The organism is Allobosea sp. BE125 (genome assembly GCF_031456075.1).
Lineage (GTDB): Bacteria > Pseudomonadota > Alphaproteobacteria > Rhizobiales > Beijerinckiaceae > Allobosea.
Genome location: NZ_JAVDTY010000013.1, coordinates 172,585 through 196,639 on the forward strand (window position 1 = coordinate 172,585; position 24,055 = coordinate 196,639).

Annotated in this window: 21 protein-coding genes; 7 read left to right on the forward strand and 14 right to left on the reverse strand. The window is 66.2% G+C overall.

The genetic code is table 11. The features are described 5' to 3' along the window. Nucleotides 1–2 precede the first annotated feature (2 nt). The 5 genes from J2Y55_RS25235 to J2Y55_RS25255 form a co-directional block, all read right to left on the reverse strand. Nucleotides 3–1,283 carry a four-carbon acid sugar kinase family protein gene (locus J2Y55_RS25235; RefSeq protein WP_310158995.1) on the reverse strand — a complete coding sequence of 427 codons (1,281 nt, stop codon included), beginning with the start codon at nucleotides 1,281–1,283 and terminating at the stop codon, nucleotides 3–5. A 7-nt stretch (nucleotides 1,284–1,290) separates the two neighbouring features. Beyond that, nucleotides 1,291–2,565 carry a ribulose-bisphosphate carboxylase large subunit family protein gene (locus J2Y55_RS25240; protein ID WP_310158998.1) on the reverse strand — a complete coding sequence of 425 codons (1,275 nt, stop codon included), beginning with the start codon at nucleotides 2,563–2,565 and terminating at the stop codon, nucleotides 1,291–1,293. Nucleotides 2,566–2,734: 169 nt separating this feature from the next. Next, nucleotides 2,735–3,274 carry a VOC family protein gene (locus J2Y55_RS25245; protein ID WP_310159000.1) on the reverse strand — a complete coding sequence of 180 codons (540 nt, stop codon included), beginning with the start codon at nucleotides 3,272–3,274 and terminating at the stop codon, nucleotides 2,735–2,737. A 33-nt stretch (nucleotides 3,275–3,307) separates the two neighbouring features. After that, the gene (locus tag J2Y55_RS25250) at nucleotides 3,308–5,188 is read right to left on the reverse strand and encodes a TRAP transporter large permease (RefSeq protein WP_310159002.1); all 1,881 of its coding nucleotides are present in this window, start codon (nucleotides 5,186–5,188) and stop codon (nucleotides 3,308–3,310) included. Between the two features lie 41 nt (nucleotides 5,189–5,229). After that, the gene (locus J2Y55_RS25255; protein WP_310159003.1) at nucleotides 5,230–6,246 is read right to left on the reverse strand and encodes a TRAP transporter substrate-binding protein; all 1,017 of its coding nucleotides are present in this window, start codon (nucleotides 6,244–6,246) and stop codon (nucleotides 5,230–5,232) included. A gap of 144 nt (nucleotides 6,247–6,390) precedes the next feature. On the opposite strand from J2Y55_RS25255, the gene J2Y55_RS25260 reads away from it, so the two are divergent. Further along, on the forward strand, nucleotides 6,391–7,446 hold the full coding sequence (locus J2Y55_RS25260; RefSeq protein WP_310159004.1) for a LacI family DNA-binding transcriptional regulator: 1,056 nt from the start codon (nucleotides 6,391–6,393) through the stop codon (nucleotides 7,444–7,446). A gap of 12 nt (nucleotides 7,447–7,458) precedes the next feature. Here J2Y55_RS25260 and J2Y55_RS25265 read toward each other — a convergent pair whose 3' ends face one another. From J2Y55_RS25265 to J2Y55_RS25285, 5 genes are read right to left on the reverse strand one after another with little or no spacing between them, the layout of a single operon-like run. Then, nucleotides 7,459–7,794 carry a hypothetical protein gene (locus J2Y55_RS25265; RefSeq protein WP_310159005.1) on the reverse strand — a complete coding sequence of 112 codons (336 nt, stop codon included), beginning with the start codon at nucleotides 7,792–7,794 and terminating at the stop codon, nucleotides 7,459–7,461. After that, nucleotides 7,794–8,693: a DUF6772 family protein gene (locus J2Y55_RS25270; protein WP_404979031.1), complete on the reverse strand. Its 900-nt coding sequence runs from the start codon at nucleotides 8,691–8,693 to the stop codon at nucleotides 7,794–7,796. The genes J2Y55_RS25265 and J2Y55_RS25270 overlap by 1 nt, the downstream gene beginning before the upstream one ends. Nucleotides 8,694–8,699: 6 nt before the next feature. After that, nucleotides 8,700–9,536 (reverse strand): carbohydrate ABC transporter permease, encoded by an 837-nt coding sequence (locus J2Y55_RS25275; RefSeq protein ID WP_069689408.1) that lies wholly within the window; start codon nucleotides 9,534–9,536, stop codon nucleotides 8,700–8,702. Next, on the reverse strand, nucleotides 9,529–10,404 hold the full coding sequence (locus J2Y55_RS25280) for a carbohydrate ABC transporter permease (protein WP_310159006.1): 876 nt from the start codon (nucleotides 10,402–10,404) through the stop codon (nucleotides 9,529–9,531). Before J2Y55_RS25280 ends, J2Y55_RS25275 begins: the two co-directional genes overlap by 8 nt. After that, nucleotides 10,404–11,528, reverse strand: a complete 1,125-nt coding sequence (locus J2Y55_RS25285) for a mandelate racemase/muconate lactonizing enzyme family protein (RefSeq protein ID WP_310159007.1) — start codon at nucleotides 11,526–11,528, stop codon at nucleotides 10,404–10,406. Before J2Y55_RS25285 ends, J2Y55_RS25280 begins: the two co-directional genes overlap by 1 nt. A 98-nt stretch (nucleotides 11,529–11,626) precedes the next feature. On the opposite strand from J2Y55_RS25285, the gene J2Y55_RS25290 reads away from it, so the two are divergent. From J2Y55_RS25290 to J2Y55_RS25305, 4 genes are read left to right on the forward strand one after another with little or no spacing between them, the layout of a single operon-like run. Continuing rightward, nucleotides 11,627–12,418, forward strand: coding sequence for a FadR/GntR family transcriptional regulator (locus tag J2Y55_RS25290; RefSeq protein WP_310159008.1), 792 nt, complete (start codon nucleotides 11,627–11,629; stop codon nucleotides 12,416–12,418). Next, complete coding sequence (locus J2Y55_RS25295; RefSeq protein ID WP_310159011.1) at nucleotides 12,390–13,703, forward strand: ABC transporter substrate-binding protein; 1,314 nt, start codon at nucleotides 12,390–12,392, stop codon at nucleotides 13,701–13,703. Before J2Y55_RS25290 ends, J2Y55_RS25295 begins: the two co-directional genes overlap by 29 nt. A 56-nt stretch (nucleotides 13,704–13,759) precedes the next feature. Further along, complete coding sequence (locus J2Y55_RS25300; protein WP_310159012.1) at nucleotides 13,760–15,049, forward strand: ABC transporter substrate-binding protein; 1,290 nt, start codon at nucleotides 13,760–13,762, stop codon at nucleotides 15,047–15,049. Further along, on the forward strand, nucleotides 15,049–15,801 hold the full coding sequence (locus tag J2Y55_RS25305; RefSeq protein ID WP_310159013.1) for an SDR family NAD(P)-dependent oxidoreductase: 753 nt from the start codon (nucleotides 15,049–15,051) through the stop codon (nucleotides 15,799–15,801). Before J2Y55_RS25300 ends, J2Y55_RS25305 begins: the two co-directional genes overlap by 1 nt. A 131-nt stretch (nucleotides 15,802–15,932) precedes the next feature. On the opposite strand, the gene J2Y55_RS25310 is transcribed toward J2Y55_RS25305, so the two are convergent. The 4 genes from J2Y55_RS25310 to J2Y55_RS25325 form a co-directional block, all read right to left on the reverse strand. Beyond that, nucleotides 15,933–17,546 (reverse strand): hydantoinase B/oxoprolinase family protein, encoded by a 1,614-nt coding sequence (locus J2Y55_RS25310; RefSeq protein WP_310159014.1) that lies wholly within the window; start codon nucleotides 17,544–17,546, stop codon nucleotides 15,933–15,935. Then, nucleotides 17,546–19,597, reverse strand: a complete 2,052-nt coding sequence (locus J2Y55_RS25315) for a hydantoinase/oxoprolinase family protein (protein ID WP_310159015.1) — start codon at nucleotides 19,595–19,597, stop codon at nucleotides 17,546–17,548. The genes J2Y55_RS25310 and J2Y55_RS25315 overlap by 1 nt, the downstream gene beginning before the upstream one ends. Nucleotides 19,598–19,716: 119 nt before the next feature. After that, the gene (locus tag J2Y55_RS25320) at nucleotides 19,717–20,589 is read right to left on the reverse strand and encodes a PfkB family carbohydrate kinase (RefSeq protein ID WP_310159016.1); all 873 of its coding nucleotides are present in this window, start codon (nucleotides 20,587–20,589) and stop codon (nucleotides 19,717–19,719) included. A 13-nt stretch (nucleotides 20,590–20,602) separates the two neighbouring features. Next, nucleotides 20,603–21,616 carry an SIS domain-containing protein gene (locus J2Y55_RS25325; RefSeq protein ID WP_310159017.1) on the reverse strand — a complete coding sequence of 338 codons (1,014 nt, stop codon included), beginning with the start codon at nucleotides 21,614–21,616 and terminating at the stop codon, nucleotides 20,603–20,605. A gap of 295 nt (nucleotides 21,617–21,911) precedes the next feature. Here J2Y55_RS25325 and J2Y55_RS25330 point away from each other — a divergent pair, with 295 nt between their 5' ends. Next, complete coding sequence (locus J2Y55_RS25330) at nucleotides 21,912–22,658, forward strand: GntR family transcriptional regulator (RefSeq protein ID WP_310159018.1); 747 nt, start codon at nucleotides 21,912–21,914, stop codon at nucleotides 22,656–22,658. 67 nt (nucleotides 22,659–22,725) lie between these two features. Then, on the forward strand, nucleotides 22,726–24,051 hold the full coding sequence (locus tag J2Y55_RS25335; protein WP_404979037.1) for an NAD(P)/FAD-dependent oxidoreductase: 1,326 nt from the start codon (nucleotides 22,726–22,728) through the stop codon (nucleotides 24,049–24,051). Nucleotides 24,052–24,055: the final 4 nt, after the last annotated feature.

Sequence of the window (24,055 nt, forward strand, 5' to 3'; positions counted from 1 at the left end):
GATCAGCCGGCGGTCGCTCTCGCGAAGAAATCGACCGGTCCCATCTGGCCGCCCTTCAGGACGATATCGAGATCGTCCAGGCGAGGATCGTCGCTATGGGTCCGGCAGAGCGGCGCGCCCGAAGCCAGCGGACCGCGATAGGACAGCCCCCAGATGTCGAGCGATTTGACGGCCAGGCTCGACGTGTCGCCGCCGGCGACGACGAGCCGGGACAGGCGCGCCTCGGCAATGATGCCGCGCAGCAGCAGGCCGGTTGCCGCCGCGACGCCGCCGGCATTCTCCGGAGCCTGAGACGGACGCTCGGTGATCAGCATGACATGGCCCTCCGTCAATCGCCGGAGCGCCTCCTGCCGCAGCGCCTCGGCATAGGCTGCGTCATCGAGAAGCCTGCGCGGCTCGATCGCCAGCTTGGCAAAGCCCGTCGCGACCTCGACCTGCGCCCGGGTCACCGGCGAAAGGCTGCCGACCAGCGCCAGTACGGGACCATCGCGCCGCGGCGGAACAGCCCTCGCTGCGGCTTCCTCCTGGGCACCCCACAGGCCAGCCAGCGCCTGGGCGACGGAGCTTGGACCGACGGCAAGCATCGGCTGCGCCTGCGCCCGCTGCGCGATCAGCTTGCCGATGACCAGGAGATCGGAAGCGCGGGCGACATCGAGCAGGACTGCGCCAGGCTCCGTGGCAAGACAGGCGGCGAGCGCAGCCTCCGCCCCGTCCTCCCAGCTGCGATAGTCGAGCAGGGCGATCCGCTCCAGCCCCTGCGCCGTGAGATGCCGGCGCAGATCCGCCTCCGCCATCGGCGTGACAGGGTGCACGCTCATCGTTGGATGGCGATCGATCCTGTGGACCACGCCGCCGATGCCGGCCGCGGCGAACAGGTTTCCGAACAGGCAGTAGCGGCCGAGATTGGGCTGGCCGCCGAGGATCGGCAGGAACGGATTCTGAAAATAGGGGCGCAGCGCCTTCACCGCCGCGCCGATGCTGCCGATAAGTGGCGCGCTGTCGAAGGTCGAGCAGCATTTATAGTGCAGCAGTGCGACGCCCTGCGCGGCGAAGAAGCGGCCGGCCTCGTCGAGCTCGGCTGCCATCGCGACCGGTTCCATCGAGCGGGTCGCCCCGGCGATGCCGATGGCGTCGAGCGGACCTGCAGCGCTCAGTTGCTCCGGCGTCGGAATCCGCAGGAACAGGAGCGCGCGCCTCCTCTGCTCCGCCAGCGCCGACAAGGTGTCGGTCGCGCCGGTGAAATCGTCGCCATACCAGCCATAGAGCGGCGATGGGTTTGCCATCAGGGCCTCAACCAGCAAGCTTGCCGAAGAAATCGAGCGCCTGCCGCAATTCGCCCTGCGTCCTGGCGGCCTCCTCCAGCGAAATGCCTGCCATCACGGCATCCCAGGCCTGCCGGATGCTGACCACGCCGGCCGCCGGCCCGCCGGGATGGGCGAGAATGCCGCCGCCAGCCATGAAGAGCAGGTCGGAATGGCCGATCGCATCCCAGGTCGGCTGGGCCGTGCCGGCCCATTGGCCCGAGGAGAAGGCCGGCATGACGCGGTCATCGATGCCCGCGGTCAAGGGCGTCACGCAATCCCTGGCGGAGGAGACGACCTCCTCGTCCTCCTGCGCGAATTTTCCCTGCAGGCCGTGGACATGCATGTGATCGACGCCGGCGAGCCGCCAGAGCGTCTGATAGGCCTGGAACGAGATACCGAGCATGGGATGGCGCGAGAGCGCGCCATAGCCGTTGCGATGGCCGTGCACGGCGAGATCGGTCGAGCGGCGCAGCGTCTCCATGGCCGAGAACCCGCACCAGTTCAGGCTCGTCATGACGCAGGTTCCGCCCTCGCGCGCCACCAGATCGGCATGGCGGCGCATCGCGTCGGTCTCGTCGGTGATGTTGAAGGCGACCATCACCGCCTTGCCGGTGCGATCCTGATGGCGGCGCACGGCAGCCATCACCGCCGGCACGCGTTGCGCCAGCGGCGCATGGACGGGATCGGCAGAGATCTCGTCATCCTTGATGAAATCGAGCCCCGCCTCGCAGAGCTTGGCGATGAGCGTCGCCGTCTCCTCCACGCTCAGCCCGACATTGGGCTTGATGATCGAGCCGACCAGCGGCCCCTTCTGGACGCCCGTCAGCCGGCGCGTCCCACTAATGCCCTGGCTCGGCAGCGGGAAGCGGGCCCGGAAGGAGGCAGGCAGCGTGATCGTATCGAGCCTGAGCCCCGTGACCTCGCCGAGATCATAGAGATTACCCGCGACGATCGCGGCCAGGGTCGCCAGATTGGCGCCGACATTGTCGACCGGGAACGAGATCGCGACACGGGCCCGCCGCCAGGGGCCGGAGACGCCTTTGCGGGCGAGCCAGGCATTGGGCAGGCTCGGCGTGGCGACCGTTTCAAGCTCCTCGACCTTGGTGACGACGGCGCTCGCCCGCTCGCGCAATTCGTCGGTCTCGCCGGCGACGCGGGTGAAGGTGCCGCTGGACTGCTCGCCCGCCATCACCTGCGCCACCTTCCTCGGATCAAGCGGTGTCTCGATCAGATAGCTCGCCTCGAAACGCTCACTGGTCATCTCGTCGATCCATCGTTGGGCCTGCCATTGTTCGGCCCGCCATCCTTCGGCCTGCCGTCATTACACGGAGGCACGGCCGAATAAGCAATCCGGGGAACCGCCTGCGAGACTCAGCATTGCTTCACCGCGCTCGCAATGACGGGGAAGGCGCCGCCTCGCCTTGCCGCTCTCAGAGCTTGCTGAGATCGGGGAATGGACGCACGGGATCCTTGCCGTCCCAGCCTTCCGAGGCCTCGCGGATAAGGCGGAACATCTCGCCCTTGGGGCCGGCGACCTCCGACAGCTCGATCACGGTGCCGGGATGGTAGTGCGTGTCGAAATAGATGAAGCGGCCGCGCTCGCCGACTTCGCCTGACATCACCGGCTTGAAGCCCTGCCCGACCAGGCGTTCGAGATCGGCGTCGTAGCTGTCGGTCCAGTAGGCGACATGCTGCAGACCGCTATGCCCGGCCTGGGTGAAGTCGCGATACATCGAGGGCACGTCGTTGCGGCATTGGATCAGTTCGATCTGGAGCGGCCCGGAATTGGCCAGCGCGACCGAATTATGCGGCTCGTAGCTCTCACCCTTGTAGCGGTAATTCCTGATCGGAACCTTCGGGTTGTAGAAGAACGGTCCGACGCCGAGGACACGACTCCAGTAGTCCATCGCCGCCTCGATATCGGGGACGACATAGCCAGCCTGGCGGATCTGGCCGAAGAAGCGGCTCATGGGATTGCCTCGCGTTCGAAGAGCGGTGAAGGGTCAGAATTTCAGGAAGCCGGTGGAGATCCACGGCACGGCGGCGACCACAACGAGGCCGATCAGCAGGGCCAGCATGTAGCCCCAGATGTATTTCAGGCCCTCGTCGGGATTGATCTTGCTGATCGCGCAGGCGCCGTAATAGCCAACGCCGAAGGGCGGCGCGAAGAGGCCGATGCCCATCGCGAAGATCACCACCATGGCGTAATGGACCTCATGCACGCCGACCTGCTTGGCGATCGGGAACAGGAGCGGTCCGAACAGCACGATCGCCGGAATGCCCTCCAGCACGCTACCGAGGATGATGAAGGCGACGATCGAGATCGCCAGGAAGCCCCAGGTTCCACCCGGCACAGCGGCCATGATCTTCGCCAGATCCTGCGAGAAGCCGGATTGGGTCAGGCCCCAGGCCATGGCCGTGGCGCAGCCGACGATGAAGATGATCGCGCCCGTCAGCGAGGCGGTGTCGACCAGCATGCGCGGCAGCCGGCGCCAGTCGAACTGGCGGTAGACCAGAAGCCCCATCACGACGGAATAGGCGATGCCGATGGTCGAGACCTCGGTCGCCGTCGCCACGCCCTCGACGACCGCGGCGCGAATGACGAAAGGCAGCGAGACGGCCGGCAGCGCGACCAGAGCGAGCTTGCCGATCTCGCGCTTCGAGTAGCGCGCGACATGGCTGAGATCCTCGCCGCGATAGCGCCACCAGATCACGAAGCAGAGCGCGGCGCCGAGCACGACACCAGGCAGCATGCCGCCGGTGAAGAGCGCCGCGATCGAGACGCCCGTCACCGAGCCGATGGTGATCAACACGATCGAGGGCGGGATCGTCTCGGTCTGCGCGCCTGTCGCCGAGAGCAGGGCGACGAGATCGCCGGGCTTGGCGCCGCGCTTCTGCATCTCCGGGAAGAGCACCGGCGCGATCGCGGCCATGTCGGCGATCTTCGAGCCCGAAATGCCGGAGACGAGATACATCGCCCCGACCAGCACATAGGACAGGCCGCCGCGGACATGGCCGAGCAGCGAGGCGAGGAACTGGATCATGGCGCGGGCCATGCCGGTCATCTCGATCAGCGCGCCCAGGAAGATGAACAGCGGCACGGCGAGCAGGATGAGATGGCTCATGCCCTCGTCGAGCCGCCCGACCATGACGATCAATGGCGTCGCGGTGGTGAGCGCGAGATAGCCGAAGGTGGCGAGCGCGAAGGAGAAGGCGATCGGCACGCCTGAGAAGACGTTGAGCGCCACCACCCCGACGAAGAAGACCACGAGGTTGAGCTTGCCCAGCGGCTTCAGCGCGGGGCCGGCAAGCCAGAACAGCAGAACGAGGGCAACTGTGAGGCCGAGCGCCAGCAATACGGGTTTGAGCGAACCGAAGCGCAGCAGGCGGAAACACGCCGCCAGCAGCATCAGCCCCATGCCGACGGGAATTGCCGCCGCGCGCCAGGCATTGGTGATCTCCAGCGCCGGGGTGACGATGAACCTCTCCTCCTCGGCATATTCCAGCGCGTGGGGCAGGATCATCAGCAGGAAGGCGATCGAGGCGGTGATCGCCAGCGCCTCCAGCAAAGCGCGCGTCTGCGGCCCGACACGGCTGACGAGGCCGGTCATGCGCATATGCTCGCCGCGCCGGAGCGCAACGACCGCGCCCAGCATCGAGAGCCAGAGGAACAGGATCGAGGCAAGTTCGTCCGACCAGATCAGGGGCTTGTGGAAGACATAGCGCGCCGTCACGCCCGCCCCGAGAATGACGATCTCGACCAGGACGAGCGCGGCCGCCACGGCCTCGACGAAGCCGCCGACCGCGCGGTCGAGCTTGCCGGCGAGATGGGCAATGCCCTTCTCGGGGACAGGCGCAGGCGACAGCACCGCATGTCCATGCATGACAGGGTTCTCCATCGGCTCGACCGCGCGGCGCGCCGGCCTCAAGCCAGCTTGCCGACAGCGCCTTCGAGCAGCCCCCAGGCCTCGTCGCCGAAGCGCGCCTGCCAATCCTTGTAGAAGCCGGCCTCGCGCAGCTTGGCGCGGAAGGAATCGGGATTGGTCTTGTTGAAGGCGAGGCCCTTGGACTGCAGATCGGCCTGGACCGTCTCGTTGAGGCCCTTGATGTCGGCGCGCTGCCTGACGCCGGCCTCGTTGATGGCGTCGCTGACGATCGTCTTGACGTCGGCCGGCAAGGCGTTCCAGGCGCGGCCATTGGCGATGAACCAGAAGCCGTCCCAGATATGGTTGCTGACGGCGCAGTTCTTCTGCACCTCATAGAGCTTGGCGACCTGGATGATCGGCAGCGGGTTTTCCTGCGCGTCGACGATCTTGGTCTGGAGCGAGGAATAGACCTCGCTGAACTGCAGGCTGGCGGGAGCGGCCTCCAGCGCCTTGAACATCGCAATCGAGAGCGGGCTCACCGGCACGCGGATCTTCAGGCCTGCCATGTCCTTGGCGGTCTCGATCGGCTTGCCTGACGTCGTCATCTGGCGGAAGCCGTTGTCCCACATCTTCTCGAAGGCGAAGAGGTTCACCTTGGCGATCGCGGCGCGGACATGGGCGCCGAGCGCGCCGTCCATCGCCTTCCAGACCTGGTCGTAATCGGCAAAGGCAAAGCCGACCGCATTGATCGCGGCGACGGGCACCAGCGTCGCGATCACCAGGGCGGACGGCGTGAAGAAGGTGATGCCGCCATTGCGGACCTGGCTCAGCATGTCGGTGTCGCCGCCAAGCTGGTTGTTGGGGAAGATCTTGATCTCGACCCGGCCGTTGGTCTTCGCCTTGATCTGTTCGGCAGCCTCGGCGGCGCGCACGTTCAAGGGATGGCTGAGCGGCAGGTTGTTGCCGTATTTCAATTCGATCTCGGCGGCGCGCGCGATATGCGGCATGCCGATGAGGGGAATGGCCGGCGCAGCCGCAAGCGTGCGCAGCACCGTGCGGCGGGTCAATGACGTCATCGTAACCTCCCTGGATCGCCTTGCGACCTGATTGTTCGTCGTCTTCTTGCCAAAACGATAGGAATTGCCGATGAGGTCCGTCAAACTCATTCTCTGATGGTTTTTGATTGGATTTGAATGCCCCTCTCTCAGAATGACAACGTTATGGACGAGGGCGCGGAGAGCCTGCCGCGCCGCCGCCTCATGGCGCGAATGGACGATGTGGCCCGGCTCGCCGGCGTCTCGAGCGCGACCGTCGACAGGGTCTTGAACCAGCGCCCCGGCGTGCGTGCGGTCACGGTGCAGCGCGTCCTGAAGGCGGCCGGCGAGCTCGGCTACGTCATGGATGGCGCCCTGCCGGCCAGCGCGCTCAAGCCCTTGCGTCTGGCTTTCCTGATCCCGGCCGGCACGAACCGCTTCCTCGGCATGCTCGGGCGCCTGATCGGCAGCTCCCAGGACCAGCTCGCCTCGTTCAACATGCGGGCGCGCGTCGATTATATCGAGAGCTTCAAGCCCGAATTGCTGGCCCAGCATCTGCGCCGCATCGGGCGCGACGTCGACGGCATCGCCTTCATGGCGCTGGAGCACCCGACTGTCCGCGAAGCGGTCGATTGGCTGGCCGAGCGCGGCGTGCCGACGGTGACGCTGATCTCCGACATCGCCAAGACACAGCGCGTCGCCTATGTCGGGCTCGACAACCGCTCGGCGGGCCGCTCGGCCGGATACCTCATCGCCCGCTTCATCGGGCCCAAACCCGCCAAGGTCGCGATGATCGCCGGCAGCCTGAGCTATCGCGCCCATGAAGAGCGCGAGATGGGCTTCCTGCATCTGTTCGAGGAGCTCTTCCCGGCAATCGAGGTCGTCGGCCTGCGCGAGGGCCATGACGACGAGGCCAGGAATTATCGCCAGACCAAGACCCTCCTGGCGCAGCACCCCGATCTCGCCGGCATCTACAATATCGGCGGCGGTCCCGAAGGCATCGCCAGGGCGCTGAAGGAGGCCGGCCGGCAGCATGAGGTCGTCTTCGTCGGCCATGGCCTGACGCCGGAGACGCGGGCCCTGCTCATCGAGGGCGCGATGGATGCGGTCATTACCCAGAACCCGCAGACGGCGCTGATGGATTGCGTCGCGATCTTCGCCAATCTGCGTGCTGGGCGGCCGGCCCTGCACGGCACGGCAAGCCCGCGCACCGAGATCATCCTGCGCGAGAACCTGCCGTGAGAGGCCGTGGCCTCAGGCCTTGAAGTGCATGCTGACCAGCACGGTGATCTCCGCCCCCGCGGGCAAGGACGCCGCGACACGCAGAAAATTGCCGAAATGGGCGACCCGCTGGAAGGTGACGGCGTTCTCCACCGCCGGCAGGTCGAATTCCGAACCTTCCGGGGCCCAATGCATGCCGTCGGCCGAGATCTCGATGCGCGCTTTGGGGAGTTTGCCCTTGGGCGGTTTCAGCGCCCGCACGAAGACGATCGCCTCCTTCGCCCAGCCGGCCTCATAGGGTTCGGTCGCGCTCATCCCCGTCCAGATCTCGTTGCGGGCGACGATGGCGGTGAGGTTCTCGGGCAGCATCAGAAATCTCCCGACAGGCAGACGGAATCGAGATAGGCGAAGGCGCGCTTGTCGGTGTCGGTCTCGGCGAAGAAGCCGATATTCAGCATGCACCAGAGGTTCTTCATCGCCGGGATGCGGATGCAGTCATAGGTCGACATGTCGAAGACGCGGTCATTCACCTGGAAGCGCGTCGCCTGCATCGTCGCGAGATCGAAGTCGAAGCGCAGATAGTGCCAGTTCACCTTGGTCGGGATCTCGTTGTAGCAGAGCCTCTGCTCGCCGCCGGGCAGGTCCTCCCAGTCGGTCGGGGCGAGATGGTAATGCGTGATCGTCTTGCCGGCCGTGCCGATCGGTTTGATCGGCGTCGTCTCGCGCTTGAACTGCCATTTCTGCAGATGCACGCCGTTCTCGGCGTTGAGGAAGCGCAGATGCGGCATCACCCGGTTGCCGCCCGCGCCATGCTGGTCGCCGACCTGGAGATCGTAGAGGAAGCCGAAGGAGCGGATGTCGGTCTCCGAAAGCTCGAGCTCGGTCGCCTCGGGCTTGAAGGTGAAATAGGTCTCGAGCCGGATCGGGCCGGCCTTGCGGAAGGTCAGCCGCTTGATCGCGACGTTCTGCGCGCCCGTCTTCGGCCGCGTCGCGATCTTCAGCGCATAGGAGCCGTCGACCCCGCCATGCGAGCCGAAATCCCAGTTCGGCAGGGTCGAGAGCATGGCATGGCTGTGCTGGGCGTAGCCCGGCAGCATCGCATCGAGCGAGTGCTCGTAATTGCCGACGAGCTGGGTCCAGCCGCACATGCCACGGTCGAAATCGTCGAGGCAGATGATGCGCGGCAGCGGGTCGAAGCGGCTCAGGCTGGGATCGGCCTCGCGGATGGCGCGGCGCATGTCGTCGAGCTGCGAATTGGGTGAGGTCATTGGTTTCTACCCCTTCACCGCGCCGGCAGTCAGGCCGGCGACGAGATGCTTCTGCATGAGGATGACGAAGGCGAGCACCGGCAGGAGCTGGACGGTCGAGGCGGCGAAGAGCACGCCCCATTCGACGCCCTCGACCGCGCCGATCATCTCCGAGATCACCAAAGGCGCGGTCTTGGCCTTGGTGGTGGTGAAGATGAAGGCGAAGAGGAACTCGTTCCAGGCATAGACGATGACGAAGACCGCGACCGCGAGCATGCCCTGGGCCGCCATCGGCAGGATGACGCGCCAGACGATCTGCATCTGCGAAGCGCCGTCGATCATCGCCGCCTCGTCGAGCTCGCGCGGGATCTGGTCGATGAAGGTGCGCATCACGATGGTGCCGAGCGAGACGAAGAAGGTGGCGTAGAGCACGATCAGGATCAGATGCGTATCGTTGAGCCCGAGCCAGTTCACCACCGGAAACAGCGGCAGCGTGATCACGATCGGCGGGATCAAGCGGATGAAGATCAGGAAGAAGGCGCTGGCCTGCAGACCCTTGGAGGCATGACGCGAATAGGCGAAGCCGGCGAGCAAGGAGACCAGGACGGCGAGCACGGTCGCCCCGACCGTGACGATGAAGCTGTTCCAGAGCCCGAAGAAGAAGTCGCCCCAGCGGCTCCAGAGCAGTTCGTAATTCGCCAATGTCGGCGCGAAGCTGAAACGCGAGGTCAGCGAGAAGATATCGCGGTCCGATTTGAACGAGGACATCGCGATCAGGGCGATCGGCAGAACCGACCAGGCGACGATGACGAGGACGCCGAGAAGCTTCAGGGCCGCGCGAAGGAGGGAGGGTGGTTTAGACATGCTTGCCGAACATCTCCCTGTAGAGCCGGCGCAGATAGAACAGCGCGAGCAGGAGCGAGGCGAGCACGAGCAGCCAGCCCGTGGCGGCAGCCGAGCCGAAGGCGTTGTAACGAAAGGCCTCGAGATAGAGATAGACCGCCAGCACCTCCGTGGTGCGCGCCGGCCCGCCGCCGGTCATCAGCCAGACCTCGGAGAACAGCCGGAAGGCGAAGATGTAGCGGAACAAAGCCGCGATCAGCAGGGCCGGCATGAGTAGCGGCAAGGTGATGCGGCGAAACGCCGTCCAGCTGCTGGCCCCGTCGATCGCGCCGGCCTCGTAGAGATCGCTAGGGATCGAGAGCCTGGCCGCGTAGATGATGATGAAGGAGAAGGGCAGGTGCAGCCAGATCGAGAGCAGCGAGACCATGAACAAGCCATGGCTCGGCTTCACCGCCCATTCGATCGGCGGCAGGCCGAAGAATAAGAGCATCTGGCTCATCATCCCGACATCGGGCTCGAACAGATAGCGCCACATCACCACGGCCGAGACCTCGCTGACCGCATAGGGCGCGAGCACGATGGCGAGCAGGATCGGCCGAAACGGCACGCCCGAGGCGAAGAACAGCGCCATCAAGAGGCCAAGCAGCAATTCGAGATGCACGACCACGGCGACGACGATCACCGTGTTGACGAGCGCGCGCCAGAAATAGGGGTCGCTCAGGACCTTGGCGTAGTTGGCGAGGCCGACGAAGCTTGCCGCCTGGCCGAAGGAGGACTGGTTCAGGCTGAGCCAGAACACATAGATCGCCGGCAGGAAGATGATGCCGCCGACCATGAGCTGAACGGGGCCGACCAGCGCGATGGCGGAAAGGGGCGTACGCGCGGTCATCAGGCGAGCCGGAAACGCTTGAGCGCGTCGCGATCGATCTCGATGCCGAGGCCCGGGCCCTGCGGCACGGCGAGCTTGCCGTCGGTGAGCTGAGAACCCTCGCCGACCACGGGATGCGTGAAGGCATCGCGCAGCGGGTTCTCGTAGACCATGCACTCGAAGGTGCGGAAGCTCTCGGCGGCGGCCGCGAGCTGGAGGCTGGCGGCGACGCAGATCGCGCCCGACCAGCCGACATGGGGGGCGTAGGCGGTGTTGAAGGCAGCGGCGAGTTCGGCGATGCGCCAGGTCTCGGTGATGCCGCCCGAGCGCGTCACATCGGGCTGGATCAGTCCCAACGAACGGTCCTGCAGCATGATCAGCGCCTCGGAGGCGACATAGTCGCTTTCGCCCGCCGCGAGCCTGATCGGCAGGTGCTGGGCGAGCCGACGATAGCCCTCGCGATCATGCGGCGCGATCGGTTCCTCGAAGAATCCATAGCCGAGATCGGCCAGCGCCCGGCCGACGATCAGCGCGTCATCGACATCATAGGCCCAGTTGGCGTCGACATAGAGGGCGATGTCGTCGCCCGCGAGCCTGCGAATGAAGCGCGCCCTGGCGATCGCATCCTTCAGCGGGTGGCCGAGCTTGACCTTGATCTCACGGAAACCGGCTTTCAGCGCGGCATTGACCTCCGCTTCCACCGTCGCATCGTCGAGCCAGTTGATCGAGGAGGCATAGGCCGCGACCTGCGTGCGCCCGATGCCGCCAAGCAGCTTGTGGATCGGCAGGCCGGCCTGTTTGCCGGCGATGTCCCAGAGCGCGATGTCGACGCCCGAAATCGCCTCGACCAATTGCCCGCCGGGCCTGCCAGAAAGCGCAGCACGCATCGCCTTCCAATGCGCGCGCCGGTCGGCCGGGTCCTTGCCGATCAGGCGGGGGCCGAGCACTTCGTCGACCAACCGCGCATAGCCGGCCGCGCCGCGCCGCGCCAGGGCCTCGCCGAACCCGACCACGCCGTCGCTGGTCACGACCTCGACGACGACAAGCTCGATGGCGGGATAGTCGCCCTGCGAGGTGCGCTGCACCTTGGGAAGCGTGGCGCGCAAGGGATGCGCGATGATCTGCGTGATGCGGCTTGCCGTCATGGCGGCGCTGTCCTCCCCAGGACATTCAACTTATCTGATAGGTTGATCAGTTGCAAAGATGAGCAGCATCTGTCAATCATCAATTCATGGAGACGATGATGAACGACGCCGCCCTTGCAGCCGCGATCGACAACGACCCGTTCGGCGGGTCCGATGTCGTGCCGACGCGGCTCGGCGACGCGCTGATCGCGCGTATCACCCAGGCGATCCATGACGGGCGCTTGAAGCCGGGTGACGCGCTCCCCTCGGAATCGCGGATCGCGGCCTCCTTCGGCGTCAGCAAGCCGATCGCGCGCGAGGCCATCCGCCAGCTCGCCGCAATGGGCGTCGTCCATATCCAGCAGGGCAAGGTCACGCGCGTGCAGGCGCTGAACGCAGCCCCGCTCGACCGCTTCTTCCGCTTCGCCGTCAGCGGCAGCAAGACCGGGCTGATCGAGGCGGTCGAATTGCGCCGCATCCTCGAGCCGCCGATCGCCGCCCATAGCGCCGAGCGCCGCAGCGACGCCGATCTCGAGCGCCTGCGAGAGATTCTGCAGCGCATGGAAGCCGCGCTCGGCGACGTGCCGCTCTGGATCGAGGCCGATCTCGATTTTCATGAGGCCATCGCCGCGTCAGCCGGCAACCGCCTGCTCGATTTCCAGATCAGGGGCCTGCGACCGGTGATCCGGCAGGTGATGGAGATCTTCAATTCGCGCGAGGCCCGCACGCAGGCCGATTGGCGCCAGACCTATGAGCGGCATGTCCGCGTCGTCGAGGCCATCGTCATCGGCGACGCCCCGGCGGCCCAGGCCGCCATGAACAAGCATTTCGAAGCGGCTGAAGCCGCCATCGCGGAAATCGCGGCATCCCGGGAGGAATATCATGACGGCAGGACAAGGGCTCGACCGTAGAGAACTGCTGGTTGGCATCGCAGGCCTGGGCATCGCAGGTCTGAGCTTCGCTGGGCCGATGGCTGCGCCCGCCCTCGCGCAGGCCGGTCCGCTCAACGTCTTCGCCCACCGCGTCATGCAGACGGTCGCGACCGGTGCGCAGGGCGGCGACATCACCAGAGACTGGAGCCAGAAGACCGGCGCCACGATCCAGTGGACGACCTTCGACACCGGGCCGCTGCAGGAGCGATTGTTCCGCGAGGCGAGCCTCGGCGAGACCTCCGTCGATGTCGGTTTCCTCCTGAACACCCAGGCGATCCCGCGCGCCGCCAATCTGTTCGAACCGCTCGACGACTATCTCAAGCGCGACCCGCTGGAGGATACAGCCGACATTTTTCCGGGCCTGATGGAAGGGATGAAGGTCGGCGGAAAGCAGCTCGCCATCCCCTTCCGCCATGCCTCCTCGGGCCTGCACTACAATGAGGAGCTTCTGGCCGAGAAGGGCTTCAGCAAGCCGCCGGCGACGATCGAGGAAATGATCGAGATCGCGCGCGCCTGCACCTATCGCCGCAGCGACGGCACGGCGGTGACGGGGCTGTGCATGCCAGGCGTGACCTATCCCAATGTGATCGACATCGCCCGCGCCTGGGACGGCGATTTCATTACGGCCGACTTCAAATGCGTCGCCGACCAGCCGGCCATGCTGAACGCGATCAAGCTCTTGCGCGCACTCTTCGAAAACGGGGCGTTTCCGCGCAATTTCGCGACGCTCTCGCCCGAGGACGTCAATGTCTGGATGCAGACCGGCCGCGCCGCGATGAGCCTGCAGAGCATGGGCCGCAACCGCATCTACAACGACCCGCAGAAGTCGAAATTCCCCGGCAAGATCAAGACGGTCGCGGTGCCGGCCTCGAAGACGCTGGCGGGAAAATACGATGCCGCGCCCGCCAAGGTCGAGTTCTGGGGTCTCGTCATCCCCAGGAACGCCAGGCGCAAGGAGCTCTCCTGGAGCTTCATCAAGGCTATGGTCTCGAAGGAAGCGACGCTGAAGGCCGCGCTCAACGGCAATGGCCCGGTGCGCGCCTCGACCTATGCCGATGCAGGCTTCGCCGGCACCGTGCCCTATGCGGCCGAGGAGCTGAAGGTGCTGAAGGTGGCGCGCGTACCGATGCCCGCCTTCGACGAAGCCGCACGTGCCGGCGACCTGTTCAAGGAAGAGGCGGAAGCCGCCGTGCTCGGACTGAAGACGCCGGAGGAGGCGATGGCCTCGCTGGTCAAGCGCGTGCAGCCGCTGCTGCCGGCCTGAGATCGAACACATCACAACGCGCGAGACAGCGCGAGCCAAACCTCGGAGGAAAAGCCATGACCAGATCCATCTCCCGCCGCGCATTCGGCCTGATCTCGGGCGGCGCCGCGGCCTCGCTTGCCTTGCCGCGCATCGCCTGCGCCCAGGCAAAAACCGTCACCGCACTCGGCCACCGCGTCCACCAAACCTCGGCCACGACCGGGCCGGGCGGCGACGCAACCGAGGCCTGGCGCAAGCAATCCGGCGCAACCGTCAACTGGGTCACCTTCGGCGACGTCAACGCCATCCATGAGCGGCTGCTGCGCGAGGCGACGCTGGGCGAGACCACGATCGACGTCGCCTATCTGCTCAACGGGCGGGCCGTGCCGCGCAATCTCAAGCTGTTCGAGCCGCTCGACGCCCTGCTGAAGGATTCGGCCATCGAGGCGATGGATGATTTCGCACCCGGCCTGATCGCGCCGATGAAGCTCGATGGCGCGCTGCACGGCATCCCCGTCCGCCACGCCACCAACGCGCTGATCTACAACGAGGCGATCCTGGAGGAGCGTGGCGTCAGCAAGCTGCCGGCGAGCTTCGAGGAATTGGCCGAGCTTGCCCGCAAGCTGACCTTCAAGCGCGACGACGGCACGCAGGTGAACGGCCTCGCCTTCACTGCCGTCTTCGCCTCGAATTTCCTGACGCTCGCGCGCTGTCTCGGCGGCGACTACATGACCCCCGACGGCAAGCTCGTCGCCAATGAGCCAGGCATGGTCAAGGCGCTGACGCTGCTGGCCGATTTCTACAAGGCCGGCGTGCTGCCGCGCAATTTCGCGACGGTGAACAATGAGGAGATCACGACCTGGATGCAGCAGGGCCGCGCCGCGATGACGATCAACCCCTTCGCCCGGCTCGTGACCTATAACGACCCGGCCAAGGGCAAATATGGCGGCCGTTTCAAATCGCTGCTGCCGCCGATGGCTTCGGACCTCGCAGGCAAGGTCGCTTACGCACCGACGACCGAATTCTGGTCACTGGTGATCCCGAAGAACGCGAAGCAGAAGCCGCTGAGCTGGGAGATGATCCGGGCGCTGTCGTCCAAGGCCGGGACCTTGGCCATGGCCCTGAACGGCAACGGCCCGACGCGGGTTTCGACCTATACCGACGAGAAGCTGAAAGCCGCGATGCCCTATGCCGCCGATGAGGCCGCCGCGCTCAAGGCCTCGCGTATCCATCTGCCCGCCTTCGACGAGCAGGCCCGCGCCCACGACATCTTCCTGGAGGAGACGCAGGCCGCCGTGCTCGGCATCAAGCCGGCGCAACAGGCGATGGACGACGCGGTGAAGCGCGTGAAGCCGCTGCTCGGCTGATGGGCGAGACGCTGTCAGGACGCGTCGCCCTCGTCACGGGCGGAGCGCGCGGAATCGGACTGGCAATCGCGACAGCGCTGGCGGAAGCCGGCGCCCATGCGATCCTGCATGATCGCGACCGGGAGGCGGCCCAGGCCGCGACAGCGGCGCTTCTCGGCAGCGGAGCCTCGGCCTCCAGCCTGATCGCCGATCTCGCCGAACCGCTGGCGCCCGCCGCCATGCTGACGGAACTTCGGGCGCGCGGATATGAGCCCGATATCCTCGTGCTCTGCGCCTCCGTGGAAATCCGCGAGAGCTGGGATGCGATCAGCGAGAAGGCCCTGCGGGTCCAGAGCGAGGTCAATCTGCACGCGACCGTACGGTTGATCAGGAGCTTCCTGCCCGGCATGGTCGCGCGCGGCTTCGGCAGGATCATCGCGATCGGCTCGGTGCAGGAGGCGCGCGCCAATGCCGACTGCCTCTACTACGCCGCGACCAAGGCGGCGCAGACCAGCATGATCCTCACCCTCGCCCGCACGCTGCGTGCGCCGGACGTGACCTGCAACATCATCCAGCCCGGCGCGATCCGCACGGAACGCAACCGCGCGGTCCTGGCCGAGCCCGGCCGCGAGGCGCTCGCGCTGGAGCGCATCCCGCTCGGACGGATCGGCGCGCCACAGGACTGCGCCGGCATCGCGCGGCTGCTGTGCTCGCCCGAGGGCGCCTATATCAACGGCGCCGAGATCGCCGTCGACGGCGGCATGCGCCTGTGACCGCGCTCAGAGCATGATGCCGAAAAGTGGGAACCGGTTTTCGGACGACATCATGCTCTAACTCTTCGATGAGAGACGGTTTTAGATTTCGGGCGGGATCACTTTTGGATCCCGTCTGAAACCATCCGGCTTTAAGCCGGCAGCCGCCGCCCCTCGGCAATATCACGGGCCTTGTCCTCCGCAGCGCGCTCCGATGGCGGGCCGTAGCCGCCAGCCCCCGGTGTGATGATCTCGACGATCTGCCCCGCTTCCAGCGCGCCGTCGCCCCTGACGAAGGGGCCGACGCCATCACTGAAGACAAAGGAGCCACCCTGCCCGGATTCGCCGCCGGCGATGCCCCAGGGACGCGAGTTCAGGCGGGAATTGTCGACATTGAGGCGGCAAGGAGCCTCGGCGCGGTAGACGCGGCGCAGGCCCATGCCGCCGCGATGGCGGCCCTGGCCGCCGGAACCGTCGACAAGTTCGTAGCGCAGCAGCGTCAGCGGATATTCGACCTCCAGCGCCTCAACCGGGAGGTTCGAGGTGTTGGTCATATGGACATGGACGCCGTCGAGACCATCTTTTGTCGCGCGCGCGCCGGAACCGCCGCCGATCGTCTCCAGATAGACCCAGAGCTGACCGGAGCCCGGCATCTCGCCTGCGAATGTCGCCGACGCCGCCGTGCCGCAGCAGGCGGCGATCACACGCTCTGGCACAGCCTGCGCGAGCGCCCCATGGATCAGGTCGACGACGCGCTGGCAGGCCGCGATGCGCCCGTTCACCGCCGCCGGGTGGACGCAGTTCAGCACCGTGCCCTCCTTCGCTGTGACGGTCAGCGGCCGGGCGAGGCCGGCATTGGGCGGGATCGTCGGGTCGGCCACGGTTTTGACCGCGTAATAGACCGTCGAGAGCAGCGCTGTGTAGACCATGTTGAAGCCGGCGCGCGCCTGCGGCGGGGATTCGAAAGCGAGCTTCATCTCCTCACCCGCGACCGTGATCGCGACCGAGAACGTCATCGGCTCGTCGATTTCGGGATTGTCGAAATAATCCTCGAAAAGATAGACCCCGTCGGGGATCGACTTGATCCCGGCGCGCATCTTGCGCTCGGCATAATCCTGCAGCGCCTTACCGGCAGAAAGCACGGTCGAGCGTCCATATTTGTCGCAGAGCGCCCGCACGCGCTCGACGCCGAGGCGGTTTGCCGCCATCTGGGCGCGCAGGTCCGAAAGCCGCTCGCGCGGCACCTGGCAGTTGAGCAGGATCAATTCCTGCACGTCCTTCATCAAAACGCCGCCGTCATAAAGCCGGATCGGCGGAATGCGCAGGCCTTCCTGGTAGATATGGGCGTGGCCGCGATCGGCGAAATCGGCATGGTGGGCGGTATTGACCGCCCAGGCGACCATCGCGCCGTCATGGAAGATCGGCTCGGCCAGGACGATATCGGGCAGATGGGTGCCGCCGCCCTCATAGGCGTCATTGCCGATGAAGACGTCGCCGGGCTTCATCTCGGCGACGGGATGGCGCTTCAGGATATGCGGAATGATGCCGATGAAGGAGCCGAGATGCATCGGGATATGCTCGGCCTGGCAGAGCGTGTCGCCGGCGATGTCGAAAAGCGCGGTCGAGCAGTCGCGGCGCTCCTTGATGTTGGTGGAATAGCTCGCCTTGACGAGCGCCTCGCCCATTTCCTCAGTGATCGAGGCGAAGGAGGAGCCGATGACCTCGACGGTGATCGGATCGACGGTGACGGTGGCGGTGGCGTTCATCACGGCGTCTCCAGGATCAGGTTGAGATAGGGTTCGACGGTCGCGATCATCCCCGGCAGCAGCACGGTGGTCGAATCCATCTGCTCGATGATCGCGGGCCCCGCAATGACGTTGCCGGATTTCAGCTTGTCGCGATCATAGATCTTGCACGCCACGAAGCCGCCGGCCTCGGGGAACCAGACCTCGCGGCTGCCGATGATCGCATGATCCGATTCCGGCCCGGCATCGGCTTGCGGCCGGAACTGCGCCTTGGGCACGAAGCCGATCGCCTCGACACGGTAGGTCACGAGCTGCACCGCCTCGCCTTCGGCGACGAAGCCGTAGAGCCGCCTATGCGCCTCGGCGAAGCCATCGGCCAGGGCCGCGATGGTCGCGCTCGAGATCGGGCCTTCCGGCACGTCGATCGACAATTCGTAATTCTGGCCCTGATAGCGCAAATCCGCCGTGCGCCGGAGCTTGCGGTCGCTGGGCGCAACCTTCTCCTCGGCGAACCAGTGCTCGCCCTGCGCGACCAGGCCGGCATAGGCCTCCGTCATCGCGCCGACCAGACCGTCACCCAATGTGGCGAGGCGGGTGGTGGCGAAATTGGCGCGCAGATCGGTCAGCAGCAGGCCGAGCGCGCAGCCGATGCCGGGATTGCGCGGCACGACGATGCGCTTCATCTCCAATTCGCGGGCGAGCCGCGCCGCATGCAGCGGACCGGCGCCGCCGAAGGCGACGAGCGCATAGTCGCGCGGATCGTGCCCGCGCTGGACCGAGACGACGCGGATCGCCTTGGCCATGTTGGCGGTGACGACCGAGATGATGCCCTGGGCGGTGGCCATGAGGTCGAGGCCGAGCTGGTCGGCGAGCCGGCCGATAGCCTGCTTCGAGAGATCCTGCCGGATCGGCATGCGGCCACCGAGCAGATGGGTCGGGTTCAGCGTCTGCAGCACGACATTGGCGTCGGTGACGGCGGGCTCGGTCGCACCGCGACCATAGCAGACCGGGCCGGGATCGGCGCCGGCACTGCGCGGGCCGACCTTGAGCAAACCGCCGGAATCGATCGCGGCGAGCGAGCCGCCGCCGGCCCCGACGGTGTGGATGTCGAGCATCGGCGCCTTGATCGGGTAACCGTGGACGATCGCGTCGCTGGCGAACTTCGCCTCGCCGCCGCGCAATAGCGCGACGTCCGAAGAGGTGCCGCCCATGTCGAAGGTGATCAGGTTTTCGATACCGGTCATCTGGCCGATCGCCTGCGCGGCGACGACGCCGGTGGACGGCCCCGACAGCACGGTGCGCACCGGCAGGCGGGCGGCCATGTCGAAGCCGATGACGCCGCCATTGGACTGCGTCAGATGCGGTGTCGTGGTGACGCCGAGCTCCATCAGCCGGTCGGCAAGGCGGTGGATATAGCCCTGCATGACCGGGCCGAGATAGGCGTTCACCACCGCAGTCGAGATGCGCTCATATTCGCGGAACTCGGGCGCGACCTCATGCGAGGCACAGATGAAAGCCTCCGGAAATTCCTCGGCGACGATGCGCTTGGCGGCCTGCTCATGGGCGGGGTTCACGAAGCCATAGAGGAAGCCGATCGCCACCGCCTTGACGCCGGCCGCTTTCAGCGCACGGGCGGCAACCCGCACGCCCTCTTCGTCGAGCGGAATCTCGACCGAACCGTCATGGCGCAGGCGTTCCGAGACACCAAAGCGCAGATCACGGGTCACCAGGGGCGGCGCCTTGTCGGCCTGGAGATCGTAGAGATCGGGGCGCTTCTGGCGGCCAATCTCGATCAGATCGCGGAAGCCCTCGGTGGTGATGAGACCGGTCTTGACGCCGCGATGCTGGATCAGGGCATTGGTGCCGACCGTGGTGCCATGGCCGAAATAGGCGACTTCGCTGGGCTTGGCGCCGACGCGTTCGGTGCCTTCCTGCGTGCCGCGCGCAATCGCGCGGGAGGGATCATCCGGCGTGGAGGGCACTTTCCAGACCGACACCTCGCCGGTCGCGTCGTCGAACAGACAGACGTCGGTAAAAGTTCCCCCGGAATCGATCCCGATCCGCCAAGCCATGAAGCCACTCCCGCCCTCAGTTCGATGTCATGCTCTAGAGCCGGATGATGTCAGATGGGCTCACGAAGTGATCCCATCTGACATCTGAATCCGTCTCTCATCTAAAAGTGAGAGCAGGATCAATGCGAAAAACCGGTGCCCACTTTTTCGCATCCTGCTCTCGCCGTGCAGGGCGGCATCGACCATGCCGCGCCGTGGCCGAAGCCGCCTTGATATCCGCAGACCATAGCGGCGTGATCGGCGCCGGCGGCAAGCGCCTCATCCAGACCCGCGCCATGCAGCAGGCGCAGGATGAAGGCGGCGATGAAGCCGTCTCCAGCGCCCAACGTATCGACGATGCGCGCTTCGCTGATGCCCTGCGCGTGGAAGGCGCCGTCCGACAAGGCCATTGAACCCTGCGCGCCCCGGGTCACGACCGCGATCCTTGCGCCTTGACCGACGCAGCGCTCCAGCAATGCGCGGCACTCCGCATCCGAGCTATTGGGAAAGGACAGGAAGGCGATGTCGAGCGCCGGCAGCGTCGCCGCCAGATTGGCGTCGGTCCAGCGCTCGGAGAAGTCATAGGACAGCAGGCGGGCGGCGCCTCGTATCGTCTCAAGCTCGGCCTCCAGCTCGCTATAGACGCTGGAATGGACGAGATCGAAGCCCGCTATATAAGCGAGGTCTTCAGCGCCGAAGCCACCCCATTGCCCGCGCACGCCGCGCTCCGAGCGCAGGAAGCGGCGGTCATTGCCGTCATGGCCGATGAAGGCGCGCGCATTGCCGCCGGGCAGAACGCGGCACTGCGCGGTATCGACGCCCTCCTGCCGCAAGGCATCGACCAACAGCATGCCAGCCACGTCCGTGCCGATGCAGCCGAGATAGCCGGCCTGCGCGCCAAGCCTGCGGGCGAGCACGGCGACATTGACGGCGTTGCCGCCGGGAAACTGCAGACCCCGATCGACATAGGTGTCGACCGTATTGTCGCCGAGGCCGAGCAGCCTGTGGGCCATCGCCGCGCTCCGCTCAGTAAGCCACTTTCCACATATAGCGGCGGGTCGTCAGCGGCTGGTTGTGCAGCACCGAGAGATGCACCGACAAGCGCTTCAGCGCCGATTGCAGGATATAGGGCGCCACGATCGGGCGGATTTCAGGCGCGATGCCTTTCATCGCGAAATCGCGGGAATCATATTTCATCACGCGCTCGGCATAGGTGTCGCAGAAGCTCGAGACGCGCTCCATCAGCGGGCGGCTCGGATCCTCGCCGGTGATCAGGATCAGCGGCGTCGAGCGGTCGACGATCTCGAAGGGGCCGTGGAAGAACTCGGCCGCCTCGATCGGGTAGCTGTGCAGCCAGAGCATCTCCATCAGGATGCAGACGCCGAAGACATAGGCCGTGGTGAAGCCCGGCCCCGAGGCGACGTGATAGAAATTCCGGTCCTTGGCGTAGAGCGCCGCATCGGCCGCGGCGCGCTCCTCGTTCTGCTCGGCCGCGTCGGCAATCGCGCGCGGCAAGGCGTCGAGCGAGGCGAGCAGCTTGTCGCCGAGCGGCCAGCCTTCCTTCTCCGTCATGATGCCACCGACCAGAGCCTGCATCAGCATGAACATGGCGATGAAGGATTCGCTGGTGTCACCGACGATGAAATGCTGCGGCACGGCCTGCGCCAGCGGCTTGTCGGCATATTGGCTGAAGGCCACGACCTGGCAGGGCTTGTCCTTCAGGAAGTGCGCGGCGGCGACCGTCTCCGGCGTCGTGCCCGATTTCGAGGCGAGCAGCACCACTGTACGGCCATCGAGCCGGGGCGGATCGATCGCCATGAACTCGGCCGGGAAGTAGCGGCGCACCTCGATGCCGGGCGAATAATGCTCGAGCCAGTATGCGATGCCGAGCATGGCGCGGTTGGCCGAGCCCGCGGCGACGAGATAGATCCTGTCGACGCCGGCGGCGAGCTTGCGGCCGAGCGCGAAAGCCTCGGGAACCGCAGCCTGCGTCTGCGCGAGGCCGTCCAGCACGCGGGCGCGGTCGTAAGCGATGGACATGAGAGCAAGCCACTTCCTGACGAGCGAGAATTGGTGTATACCAATCAGCTATACCAATTGCTGTCAAGCATAGTCCAATCAACCAGGATATGTCGTCACCTGGGTTGGTCTGGCGTGTTTTTCGGCTTCCAGTGATGGGAACCGGGCGCTACAGCATCGGACCGAATATCGTATTCGGTCCGATGCTGTAGCTCCTTGATTTTGCATCGGCTTCTTCCGAAAACCGGATTCCACTTTTCGGGCCGATGCTCTATCCCAGTTCAACGCGACGACGGGAATTCGAGAGACGCCAGCCATGCGCGAACCCGTGAAGCGGGCCAAGCCGATCTATGTCGAGGTGCAGGACTACCTGCTCGACCTCATCAACGGGCCCGATTACGGCCCGGGAGACCGGATTCCGTCCGAGCGCGTTCTGGCGGACACGCTGCGCATCAACCGCATGACCGTGCGCAAGGCTATCGACAAGCTGGTCGAGCGCAATGTGCTGGAGCGCAACGGCACCAGCGGCACGCGTGTCCCCCTGGTCCAGGTCACGCGCCCGATCGAGGTCAGCTCCTCGCTCGGCATCACCCGGATCATCCGCAACTCCGGCGGCAGTCCCGGCAACAAGCTGCTGCATTTCGGCGAGGAAGCGGCGACCGAGAGCATCGCCCGCCGGCTCGATCTCGCTGCTGGCGCCGACCTCATCATGTTCCGCCGGCTGCGCACGGTGAATGACGAACCGTTCTGCATCGAGACGAGCTATCTGCCGGCCGCGCGCTTCGCCGGGCTGGTCGCGGAGGATCTCGTCGCCGGGCAGTCGCTCTACGCGCTGCTGAAGGCCCGCTACGGCGTCGAGGCCAGCGCCCGCGATCGCGAGATCGGCGTCGGTACCGCGACCGACATGGAAGCCCGCCTGCTCTCGCTCAAGCCCGGCTCGCCCACCCTCGTGCTGAGGCTGGTGGCGCGCGACGGCGGCGGCGCGCCGATCGAGTACATGAAATCGGTGAACCACCCCCACCACGTCGTCTTCCGCAATTCCACGCCGACCCCGCAGGACTGACCATGCCGCCGCTGATGCCCCGCCCCCGCCGCGAAGCCGGCTCATTTCCTCCGGCCGGGGAGACCATCTGATGGGCATCACCATCGAGACGATCGACCCCGACGCCACATTGCCTACGAGCAGCGATGTCGTCGTCATCGGCGGCGGCATCATCGGCATCATGACGGCGATCTTCCTGGCCAAGGAGGGGGTTTCCGTCACCGTCTGCGAGAAGGGCGAGGTCGGCCACGAACAGTCCGGGCGCAACTGGGGCTGGGTCCGGATCATGGGCCGCGACGCCAGCGAAATCCCGCTCGGGCTGGAGAGCATGCGGCTCTGGTCGGAGATGGACAAGCTGGTCGGCGGCGATACCGGCTTCACGCGCTCCGGCATCGTCTATGTCGCCGATACGCCCGGCAAGCTCGCCGAGCACGAGGCCTGGCTCGACCATGCCAAGCAGTACCAGCTCGATTCACGCCTGCTGAGCTCGCGCGAGATCGAAAGCGTGCTGCCCGGCTGCAAGCGCGCTTTCGCAGGCGCCCTGTTCACGCCGAGCGATGCGCGCGCCGAGCCGCAAAAGGCTGTGCCGGCCATGGCGCGCGCGCTGCAGCGGCTTGGCGGGCAGGTTCTGACGCGCTGCGCCGTGCGCGGCATCGAGACCAAGGCCGGCCGGGTCAGCGCGGTGGTGACGGAGCGCGGCACGATCGCCTGCCAGCGCGTCGTGCTCGCCGGTGGCGCCTGGTCGCGGCTCTTCCTCGGCAATCTCGGCATCGACTTCCCGCAGCTCAAGGTGCTGGGCTCGGTCCTGCGCACCGAGCCCCTCGACGGCCCGCCGACCCATGCCGTCGGCGGCTCCGACTTCGCCTTCCGCAAGCGCCAGGACGGCGGCTACACCATCGCCCATCGCGGCGCGAGCGTGGCCGAGATCGTACCCGACAGTTTCCGCCTGATGACCGATTTCCTGCCCTCCCTCGTCAAGCAGCGGCACGAATTGAAGCTCCGGCTCGGCCAGCGCTTCCTGGAGGAGGCGAAGACGACGCGGCGCTGGGCGCTCGACGAGACGACGCCCTTTGAAAAAACCCGCGTGCTCGATCCGGCGCCTTACGACTCGATCCTGAGCGAGGCGCAGGCCAATCTCGTCGCGGCTTTCCCCGCCTTCAAGGGCATGAAGGTCGCGCAGGCCTGGGGCGGCTTCGTCGATGCGACGCCCGACGCCGTGCCGGTGATCGGCGAAGTGCCGCGCCTGCCCGGCTTCTTCATCGCCAGCGGTTTCTCCGGCCATGGCTTCGGCATCGGCCCGGGAGCGGGCCGGCTGATCGCCGATCTCGTCGCAGGCAAAACCTCGATGATCGACGCCAAGCCGTTCCGGCTGGAGCGTTTCGCGCGACTGGAGCGGACGACGCGGGCGGGGTGAGCAA

What these genes read in the sequence shown, in the direction of transcription:
- J2Y55_RS25245 (WP_310159000.1), bottom strand. Translation starts at nt 3,274, where the DNA reads ATGAGCCGCTTCTTCGGCCAGATCCGCCAGGCTGGCTATGTCGTCCCC.
- J2Y55_RS25250 (WP_310159002.1), bottom strand. Translation starts at nt 5,188, where the DNA reads ATGCATGGACATGCGGTGCTGTCGCCTGCGCCTGTCCCCGAGAAGGGC.
- J2Y55_RS25260 (WP_310159004.1), top strand. Translation starts at nt 6,391, where the DNA reads ATGGACGAGGGCGCGGAGAGCCTGCCGCGCCGCCGCCTCATGGCGCGA.
- J2Y55_RS25325 (WP_310159017.1), bottom strand. Translation starts at nt 21,616, where the DNA reads ATGTCCATCGCTTACGACCGCGCCCGCGTGCTGGACGGCCTCGCGCAG.
- J2Y55_RS25330 (WP_310159018.1), top strand. Translation starts at nt 21,912, where the DNA reads ATGCGCGAACCCGTGAAGCGGGCCAAGCCGATCTATGTCGAGGTGCAG.
- J2Y55_RS25280 (WP_310159006.1), bottom strand. Translation starts at nt 10,404, where the DNA reads ATGACCGCGCGTACGCCCCTTTCCGCCATCGCGCTGGTCGGCCCCGTT.
- J2Y55_RS25265 (WP_310159005.1), bottom strand. Translation starts at nt 7,794, where the DNA reads ATGCTGCCCGAGAACCTCACCGCCATCGTCGCCCGCAACGAGATCTGG.
- J2Y55_RS25295 (WP_310159011.1), top strand. Translation starts at nt 12,390, where the DNA reads ATGACGGCAGGACAAGGGCTCGACCGTAGAGAACTGCTGGTTGGCATC.
- J2Y55_RS25270 (WP_404979031.1), bottom strand. Translation starts at nt 8,693, where the DNA reads ATGACCTCACCCAATTCGCAGCTCGACGACATGCGCCGCGCCATCCGC.
- J2Y55_RS25300 (WP_310159012.1), top strand. Translation starts at nt 13,760, where the DNA reads ATGACCAGATCCATCTCCCGCCGCGCATTCGGCCTGATCTCGGGCGGC.
- J2Y55_RS25275 (WP_069689408.1), bottom strand. Translation starts at nt 9,536, where the DNA reads ATGTCTAAACCACCCTCCCTCCTTCGCGCGGCCCTGAAGCTTCTCGGC.
- J2Y55_RS25310 (WP_310159014.1), bottom strand. Translation starts at nt 17,546, where the DNA reads ATGAACGCCACCGCCACCGTCACCGTCGATCCGATCACCGTCGAGGTC.
- J2Y55_RS25290 (WP_310159008.1), top strand. Translation starts at nt 11,627, where the DNA reads ATGAACGACGCCGCCCTTGCAGCCGCGATCGACAACGACCCGTTCGGC.
- J2Y55_RS25255 (WP_310159003.1), bottom strand. Translation starts at nt 6,246, where the DNA reads ATGACGTCATTGACCCGCCGCACGGTGCTGCGCACGCTTGCGGCTGCG.
- J2Y55_RS25305 (WP_310159013.1), top strand. Translation starts at nt 15,049, where the DNA reads ATGGGCGAGACGCTGTCAGGACGCGTCGCCCTCGTCACGGGCGGAGCG.
- J2Y55_RS25320 (WP_310159016.1), bottom strand. Translation starts at nt 20,589, where the DNA reads ATGGCCCACAGGCTGCTCGGCCTCGGCGACAATACGGTCGACACCTAT.
- J2Y55_RS25315 (WP_310159015.1), bottom strand. Translation starts at nt 19,597, where the DNA reads ATGGCTTGGCGGATCGGGATCGATTCCGGGGGAACTTTTACCGACGTC.
- J2Y55_RS25240 (WP_310158998.1), bottom strand. Translation starts at nt 2,565, where the DNA reads ATGACCAGTGAGCGTTTCGAGGCGAGCTATCTGATCGAGACACCGCTT.
- J2Y55_RS25235 (WP_310158995.1), bottom strand. Translation starts at nt 1,283, where the DNA reads ATGGCAAACCCATCGCCGCTCTATGGCTGGTATGGCGACGATTTCACC.
- J2Y55_RS25285 (WP_310159007.1), bottom strand. Translation starts at nt 11,528, where the DNA reads ATGACGGCAAGCCGCATCACGCAGATCATCGCGCATCCCTTGCGCGCC.